The following is a 7,459-nucleotide window of genomic DNA, read 5'->3' on the forward strand; positions in this document are numbered from 1 at the left end:
GCCGTGTTCGCCTTCAACTTCTTCAGCAAGATCAACAGCGCGACCATCAGCAAGTTCGATACCTTCGCGCACGACCTGCACGACTTCTTCGCCACCGGTTCGCGCGTCCGCTGATTGCGGCGCGCGTCACCCAGCGACGAACTGATGGTGTCGTAGCCGTGCTCGTGCGCGTACAGCGCGGTGCGTTCGAAAATGATCCTTCGGATCATTTGACGCTGCGCAGATGGTTCGGGCGCTTCGGTGGGCCGGGCGGTCGGCGCTTGTTGAACGGCGGCTGCCCTCGCCAGTAGCGGATCAGCAACCAGCCGAACAGCATGCCGCCGAGGTGCGCGAAGTGGGCCACTCCCGGCTGCCAGCCGGTCATGCCCAGCACCAGTTCGCCCACGCCGAACAGGATCACGAAGGTGCGCGCCTTCATCGGGATCGGTGGGAACAGCAGCATCACCCGCTGGTTCGGGAACAGCATGCCGTAGGCCAGCAGCAGGCCGAACACGCCGCCAGAGGCCCCCAGCACCGTGGCCGGGTTCTCCAGCAGCGTACCCACCAGCAGCTGGCAGACACCGGCACCGGCCACGCAGACCAGGTAATACAGCAGGAAGCGTTTTTCGCCCCAGGTCTGCTCCAGCGGCGCGCCGAACATGAAGACCGCCAGCATGTTGAAGAACAGATGCATGAAGCTGCCATGCAGGAAACCGTAAGTCAGCAGCTGCCACGGCTGGAAGTTGCCGCCCGGCGAGAACGCATCGAAGCCTTGCTGCAGCGGTTGCAGCATGAACGGCTCGAAGGTCTGCATGCCGAGCAGGAACGGCTGCTGCAGCAGGAACAGGATCGCGTTGGCGATCAGCAGGGCCTTGGTGACGGTTGGCAGACGCGGGAACATGGGAGCACCGGCATGGAACGGCCTCCATCATAGCCGCAGCACCGCGCCTTGTTGGCGACCGGCAGGTCCGGCCTGTTCAGTCGCCAGCGATGCTCAGCCCGGGCCCCAAACGGCAGCATCCAGCACAACCGCCGGATCGGTCGTGGGCATCCGCACCCGGCCGTTCTCAACCACCACGCCCTCGGCACGCAGCCGCTGCGACTGCTCGCGCCAGCCCGCCGACCCTTCTTCCATGGCGATGCGCCCATCCGAGCGCAGCACGCGGTGCCAGGGCAGGTCCGGGTCGTCGTTCTGGCCCAGGATGCGCGCGGTCAGGCGCGCACGCCCGGGCAGGCCCGCGCGCATCGCCACCTGGCCGTAGCCCATCACCTGCCCCGCCGGGATCGCGCGGATCACCGCCAGGATGCGCGCACGCGCCTGCTCCGGCGTCAGCGCCGCAGGCGGGTCACCAGCAGAACGCCGATCAGCACCAGCACGGTGCCGGCGATCTGTGCCGGCCCCATCGGTTCGTCGAGCAGCCATAGGCTCATCACGATGGTGGAAACAGGGCCCAGCATACCGACCTGCGCGGCCAGCGACGAACCCACGCGCTGCACCGCCAGCATGATCGCCAGCACCGGCAGCACCGTGCACACGGTGGCATTGACCAACGACAGCCACTGCACCGGTGCCGGTGCCTGCCACAGCAGTGGCAGCGGATGGGTCACCGCGAAGTGCAGCAGCACCAGCACGCTGGCCACGCAGCTGGCGTAGGCGGTCAACCGCACCGCGCCGATGCGTGCCACCACCTGCCCGCTGCCGAACAGGTACAGCGCGTAGCTGAGCGCACTGCCCAGCACCAGCAGGCTGCCGACGATGATCTGCCCACCTTCGCGCTGCAGATCGTGGCCAAAGGCCAGCAGCACGCCCAGATAGCTCAGCACCAGCGCGCCGATCTGCCAGCGGCCCGGCCGCTGCCGTGCCAGCAGCACGTTGATCAGCAACACCAGGGTCGGGTTCAAGTAAAGAATCAGCCGCTCCAGGGTCACGCTGATGTACTGCAGGCCCTGGAAATCGAGCAGGCTGGACAGGTAGTAGCCGGTGAAGCCCAGCCACAGCACGCGGGCGCGGTCGGCCCAGGACAGCGGCTCTGCCCGGCGCGCAGCCCACAGTGCCATCAGCACGAACAGCGGCAGCGCCATCAGCATGCGCAGGGCGAGCAGCGAGGTGGCATCGACGCCATGACGCAGGCCGAGCTTGACGATGATGGCCTTGCCGGAGGCGGCGATGGCGCCGATCGCGGCCAGGCCGATACCCCCCAGCGCGATGCGCGGGGAAGCCGTAGCGATGCGGGAAGCGGGAGTGGACATCGGACGACGGCGGGCCGCGCAGAGCGGCCCGGTAAGACGTTGGGGGCGCCCATTGTCGCATAGGGGCGCCTGCTATCCTGTAGCGTCGAGCCCGCGCCCGACTCCGCCAAGGCGGGGCGAAAAGCAGCCGAGCATAGGCTCGGCGCTACAACCGCCCAGGTCAGCGCATCAGCACCACTTCCTCGGCCGAGGTCGGGTGGATCGCCACGGTGTCGTCGAACTGGGCCTTGGTCGCGCCCATCTTCACCGCCACCGCGAAGCCCTGCAGGATCTCGTCGGCCGCTTCACCCAGCAGATGGATGCCAACAACCCGTTCTTCCTGGCCCGCGCACACCATCTTGAACAGGCTGCGCTGGGTGCCGTTGGCCAGCGCCTGCAGCATCGGGCGGAAACGGCTGTGGTAAACGCTCACCTGGTCAAAACGCGCGCGCGCTTCTTCTTCGCTCATGCCCACTGCACCCAGCGGCGGGTGCGAGAACACCACGCTGGCCACGTTCTCGTAATCCATCTTCGATTGCGGACGTCCACCGAACAGGCGGTCCATCAGCCGCCGTGAAGCGGCCACCGCCACCGGCGTCAGGCCGACCTTGCCAGCGATGTCGCCCACCGCGTGCACGCTCGGCACAGAGGTGGTCTGCCATTCGTCCACCTCCACCTGCTGGTGCTCGCCGATGCCGATGCCGAGCGCTTCCAGGCCCAGATCACGGCTGTTGCCGCGGCGGCCGGTGGCAAAGAACACCGCATCGAACACGCTGTCGATCGGGCCGTCATGACCGAACGCACGTACGCGTTCGCCATCGCGCTGCAGTTCGCGCAGGCGATAGCCGAAATGGATGCGCACGCCCTGCTGCTTCAGGTTCTCGGCCAGCTGATCGGTCAGCTCGTAATCGAAGCGATCCAGCAGCCGCTGGCCGCGCACCAGCAGGCTGACCTTGCTGCCCAGTGCCTGCAGCAGGCCGGCCAGCTCCACCGCGATGTAACCGCCACCGATGATCGCCACCTCGGCCGGTGCCGCACGCAGATCGAAGAAGTCATCGGAAACCAGGCCCAGTTCAGCGCCGGGAATATCCGGGCGCAGCGGATGCGCGCCGGTGGCGATCAGGATGTGCTCGGCGCTGTAATGCACGCCGTCACTGCAGGCCACGGTATGCGCATCGAGCAGACGGCCGCGCGCAGGGATGCGCACCACGCCGGTTTCATCCAGGCGCTTGCGGTAGCTGGTGTGGATGTTGGTGATGTAGGCCTGGCGATGGATCACCAGCTCCTTCCACGACAGCGCCGGGCGTGCCTCGACATCGAAGCCCATCGCATTGGCCAGGCCGATGCGCTCGTGCAGGTCGGCCGCCAGCCACATCGCCTTCTTCGGCACGCAACCAACGTTGACACAGGTTCCGCCCAGTTCGCCCGGTTCCAGCATCGCCACGCGCTTGCCATGCTGTGCTGCGCGGATGGCGCCGGCCAGGCCGGCGGAGCCGCCGCCAAGGACGATCAGGTCGTAATCATAAGGTGCAGTGCTCATCGGAATCGCTCGGGTCGGTAAGGGGCAGGATCGATCGCTGGCGTGCGGCCGCAGACGAGATCGGCGATCAGCTGGCCGGTGCCGGCGCTCATGCTGATGCCGAGCATGCCATGCCCCGCTGCAAGCCAGACGTGAGGATGCGCGGGCGCGCGGCCGATCGGCACAGCGCATGCGTGCCCATCGCTCACCCCTGCTCCGTGCTGCGCCGCATCGATGGCCACTGCCGATAGGTCATCGCACGCCATATCCACTCGATCGGGCCGAAGCGGAAATGGCGCAGCCACAGGTGCGAGAAGACCACCTGCGCGGCAAACAGCAGCAGCGCGAACAACAGCTGCACGCTGCGCGGCATCGTCTCGAACCTGCCCAGGCCATACTGGTAGAAGGTCCAGGTACACAGCAGCGACTGGGCAAGATAGTGGGTCAGCGCCATGCGCCCGACCGGTGCCAGCCAGGCCAACCGCGCACGCCAATGCACGATCCACGCGAGGTAACCCAGGCACATCGGCAGGCCACCGATCGTCACCAGCGCCATCGCCGCCGTCGCCGGCAGGCCGTAGGCACCCGGCGCCAGATAGGGCTTCCAGGCAACACCCAGCAGCGTGACCACAAGGCCCAGCGGCAGTGCCCCCCAACGCAGCACCGCGTACAGCCGCGGAAAGCGCTCCGGCGTCGCCAACGCGCCGCTGCCGGCGAACCAGCTGCCGATCAGGAACATGCCCAGCACTTCCGGGCCGGTGATCAGCAGCGCGCCCATCGAGGTGCCGAACTCGCTCAGGCGCTGCACAGTGGCCTGCGCCCAGCTGCCCTGCCCGTACACCTGCCGCTGCAGGTCGATGCTCTGCTGCGCCTCGGCAAGCATGCCCCGCACCTCTTCGGTCGAAGCCATCGACACCATCGCGCCCACCAGCAGCATCAGCGCAACGCCGCCCAGATAGACGGTCACGCCCATCCACGGCAGCCAGCTGCGCGGCGCCTCCCGGCAGGCCAGCAACGGCAACGAGACCAACGCGTACATCACAAGGATGTCGCCGGACCAGACCAGCAGCGCGTGGCACAGGCCGATCAGCAGCAAGCCAGCGCTGCGGCGCAGATAGAACGGGGTGAAGTCGCGCCCGGCGGCCTCAGCGCGCTGCGCCATCACCGCGAAGCCGGCGCCGAACAGCAGCGAGAACAGGGTGAAGAACTTGCCCTGCACGAACACGTACACAAAGGCATCGGCCCAGTAGTCGATGCCCTGCCAATGCACGTCGATGCCGGTGAAGGCCAGGTCCAGCGGTCCGCTGAAGGCCTCGATGTTCATCAGCAGGATGCCCAGCAGCGCGGCACCGCGCAGCACGTCCAGCACGGCGATGCGTTCGCCGGAAGCGACCGGCTGCAGGGAAGGAGAAGCGGCGTTCACGGGGCGTCCGTCAGGCAGGTCCGCCATTATGCCGCCGGCCCGTACGCCATGGATGGCCGCGCCGTGTTCCAGAAACGCAACGGCCCGCCGAAGCGGGCCGCTGCATCCATCACGATCGCGCTGCGATCAGTGCTGGTGACCACCGTCGCCGTGGACGTGGCCGTGGTCGATCTCTTCCTTGCCGGCTTCGCGCACGTCGACGATCTCGACGTCGAAGTGCAGGTCCTTGCCGGCCATCGGGTGGTTCAGGTCGACGTCGACGACGCTCATGCCGACCTTCTGCACGGTCACCGCACGCGGGCCGAAGTTGGTCTGCAGCACGACCTGCTGGCCCGGGGCCAGCTTGGTGTTGCCGAAGTGCTTCTTCGGCACGCGCTGGGACAGGCCTTCACGACGCTCGCCGTAGGCATCGGCCGCCTTGACGTCGACGTTGAAGGTCGCGCCGGCTTCCTTGTCCATCATGGCGTTTTCCAGGCCCGGGATGATGTTGCCGTGGCCGATCAGGATCGCCAGCGGCTCGCCGCGGTCCTTGGACGACTCGATCGGCTCCTGGCCGACTTCGGAAACGGTGTAGTGGAAGCGGACAACGCGGTCTTTTTCGATCTTCATGCGCAACTCTGTCTGGATCTGCCGGAGGCAGGCGGGTTGGGGCGGGTTGTCGCCCGGCGGGGACGCCGCCATCATGACGGCCAATCCAAGGTGGCGCATTATCCGGAGATCATGCACATCACGCCAGTTTCGTCCGGCCCGCGCCGGTTTCTCGCCCCGGCCCTGTTGCTGGCCCTGCCCGTGTTGATGACCGCCTGTGGAGGCGGCAAGGCCACCCGCCCGGCGCCGCCGCCGCCGACGGCGAACTGGCCGAAGACCGTGCCGGACAACCCCGAGGCCGCCAACTCGGTGCTGATGCGGGCCATCAGCCTGGTCGGCACGCCCTACCGCTATGGCGGCAATACCCCGGATTCGGGCTTCGACTGCAGCGGCCTGGTCGCCTATGTCTATCGGGAAATGCTGGACCTGCGACTGCCGCGCACCTCGCGCGACCTGGCCGCGGTACAGGGCCCGAAGATCGATCCGCAGCGCCTGGCCACCGGCGATCTGGTGTTCTTCGGCAGCCGCGGCAGCGTCACCCATGTCGGCATCTATGTAGGTGAGGGGCGTTTCGTGCACGCGCCGAGTACCGGCGGAACGGTACGCCTCGACTCGCTCAGCGGCCCCTATTGGAAAGACCACTACACGGGGGCGAAACGCGTCCTTCGCTAAAATGAACAGGCGATATGTTCAAAACTGTGACGGAAATCACTACCGCAATAACGTTTTACTAACGGAATTTTTAACTTATCGGCGCTTTTACAGGGCATGATGCCCCATCGTTTTTTTCCTGTGACCGACGCGTGACGACTGACGACCTGAAAAGCGAAGGCCAGACTTCCGTATCTTCACGCAGTGCCCGCCCGTTGTTGCTTGGCCTGGCACTGTGCCTGACCAGCCTTCCGGCCTGGTCGCAGACCGCTCCGAACCGTTCCGATGTGCCCCCGGCCCCGGTGGCCGAGAGCGCCGCCCGACCGGCCGCCAAGGCCGAGGCTGCCGCTCCGCAGCGCAGCCGCGTCGATGCCGCCGCCAGTGCCACACTGGCCGCCCTGCTGCCGCACCTGGCCGCCAACGACACCATTCCGCTGATGGACCGCTCGGCCGTGGTGGCCGGCGACCTCAGCCGCCTGCTCGCCAATTACGACACCAGCAGCGCCGCCAATGGCAGCGTTGTCGGTACCGCCGCCGACAACGGCAAGGTGCAGTCGCTGCTGCGCCGCGCGATGACCCTGCTGGGCACCCCGTACCGTTGGGGTGGCAGCAACCCGGACAGCGGTTTCGACTGCAGCGGCCTGGTCGGTTATGTGTTCCGTTCGGCCCTGGGCATCGAGCTGCCGCGCGTCTCGCGCGAGATGGCCCACGATGACAACGCCGAACTGATCAACGATCGCACCGCGCTGGCCGCAGGTGACCTGGTCTTCTTCGGCCGCAAGGGCCGCGTCGACCACGTCGGCATCTATGTCGGCGACGGCCGCTTCCTGCACGCACCGAGCTCCGGCAAGGACGTCCGCGTGGACACCCTGCTCAGTGGCTACTGGGGCAACAAGTTCATGCAGGCCCGCCGGGTCGACCTCTGACCCGCTGGCGCTACGGCGCCGCCTGATGCGAGAAGCCGCTGCCCCGCAGCGGCTTTTTTGTTTGCGCCCCCGGTAGGTGCCGACCTTGGTCGGCATCGCGCCGCCTGCCCTGGTGGGTGCCGACCGTTGGTCGGCACTGCCTCC

The 7,459-nt window shown here is 67.2% G+C and carries 8 protein-coding genes and 2 pseudogenes; 3 read left to right on the forward strand and 7 right to left on the reverse strand.

What is annotated here, in order from left to right; translation table 11 throughout:
• Positions 1-114: pseudogene (locus tag ABGA94_RS20635) on the forward strand (MotA/TolQ/ExbB proton channel family protein); the annotation flags it as partial.
• Between the two features lie 91 nt (positions 115-205).
• Here the strand turns inward: ABGA94_RS20635 and ABGA94_RS20640 are convergent.
• From ABGA94_RS20640 to ABGA94_RS20670, 7 genes and pseudogenes are all read right to left on the reverse strand, one after another.
• Positions 206-880: a rhomboid family intramembrane serine protease gene (locus ABGA94_RS20640; RefSeq protein ID WP_095377638.1), complete on the reverse strand. Its 675-nt coding sequence runs from the start codon at positions 878-880 to the stop codon at positions 206-208.
• Positions 881-973: 93 nt separating this feature from the next.
• Positions 974-1,402 (reverse strand): MGMT family protein, encoded by a 429-nt coding sequence (locus tag ABGA94_RS20645; protein WP_372484192.1) that lies wholly within the window; start codon positions 1,400-1,402, stop codon positions 974-976.
• Complete coding sequence (locus tag ABGA94_RS20650; RefSeq protein WP_005418025.1) at positions 1,309-2,229, reverse strand: DMT family transporter; 921 nt, start codon at positions 2,227-2,229, stop codon at positions 1,309-1,311. The genes ABGA94_RS20645 and ABGA94_RS20650 overlap by 94 nt, the downstream gene beginning before the upstream one ends.
• A 160-nt stretch (positions 2,230-2,389) precedes the next feature.
• Positions 2,390-3,748 (reverse strand): glutathione-disulfide reductase, encoded by a 1,359-nt coding sequence (gene gorA / locus ABGA94_RS20655; RefSeq protein ID WP_375368002.1) that lies wholly within the window; start codon positions 3,746-3,748, stop codon positions 2,390-2,392.
• Positions 3,745-3,906 (reverse strand): annotated as a pseudogene (locus ABGA94_RS20660) (amino acid dehydrogenase); the annotation flags it as partial. The gene gorA and the pseudogene ABGA94_RS20660, both read right to left, overlap by 4 nt.
• A 26-nt stretch (positions 3,907-3,932) precedes the next feature.
• Positions 3,933-5,177 carry a DUF418 domain-containing protein gene (locus ABGA94_RS20665; RefSeq protein ID WP_375368003.1) on the reverse strand — a complete coding sequence of 415 codons (1,245 nt, stop codon included), beginning with the start codon at positions 5,175-5,177 and terminating at the stop codon, positions 3,933-3,935.
• 99 nt (positions 5,178-5,276) lie between these two features.
• Positions 5,277-5,759 carry a peptidylprolyl isomerase gene (locus tag ABGA94_RS20670; RefSeq protein ID WP_005418041.1) on the reverse strand — a complete coding sequence of 161 codons (483 nt, stop codon included), beginning with the start codon at positions 5,757-5,759 and terminating at the stop codon, positions 5,277-5,279.
• Positions 5,760-5,870: 111 nt separating this feature from the next.
• Between ABGA94_RS20670 and ABGA94_RS20675 the strand changes: the two genes are divergently transcribed.
• Together ABGA94_RS20675 and ABGA94_RS20680 are read left to right on the forward strand one after the other, a co-directional pair.
• Positions 5,871-6,410: a C40 family peptidase gene (locus tag ABGA94_RS20675; protein WP_005418044.1), complete on the forward strand. Its 540-nt coding sequence runs from the start codon at positions 5,871-5,873 to the stop codon at positions 6,408-6,410.
• A 131-nt stretch (positions 6,411-6,541) separates the two neighbouring features.
• The gene (locus ABGA94_RS20680) at positions 6,542-7,315 is read left to right on the forward strand and encodes a C40 family peptidase (protein ID WP_053497133.1); all 774 of its coding nucleotides are present in this window, start codon (positions 6,542-6,544) and stop codon (positions 7,313-7,315) included.
• Positions 7,316-7,459: the final 144 nt, after the last annotated feature.

The organism is Stenotrophomonas sp. 3diitr2024, assembly GCF_042136455.1.
Lineage (GTDB): Bacteria > Pseudomonadota > Gammaproteobacteria > Xanthomonadales > Xanthomonadaceae > Stenotrophomonas > Stenotrophomonas sepilia.

Bases quoted from the DNA above. Each gene is read 5' to 3' on its own strand.
- ABGA94_RS20640 (WP_095377638.1), bottom strand. From the start codon at position 880: ATGTTCCCGCGTCTGCCAACCGTCACCAAGGCCCTGCTGATCGCCAAC.
- gorA (WP_375368002.1), bottom strand. From the start codon at position 3,748: ATGAGCACTGCACCTTATGATTACGACCTGATCGTCCTTGGCGGCGGC.
- ABGA94_RS20650 (WP_005418025.1), bottom strand. From the start codon at position 2,229: ATGTCCACTCCCGCTTCCCGCATCGCTACGGCTTCCCCGCGCATCGCG.
- ABGA94_RS20645 (WP_372484192.1), bottom strand. From the start codon at position 1,402: ATGGCTGCTCGACGAACCGATGGGGCCGGCACAGATCGCCGGCACCGT.
- ABGA94_RS20675 (WP_005418044.1), top strand. From the start codon at position 5,871: ATGCACATCACGCCAGTTTCGTCCGGCCCGCGCCGGTTTCTCGCCCCG.
- ABGA94_RS20665 (WP_375368003.1), bottom strand. From the start codon at position 5,177: ATGGCGGACCTGCCTGACGGACGCCCCGTGAACGCCGCTTCTCCTTCC.
- ABGA94_RS20670 (WP_005418041.1), bottom strand. From the start codon at position 5,759: ATGAAGATCGAAAAAGACCGCGTTGTCCGCTTCCACTACACCGTTTCC.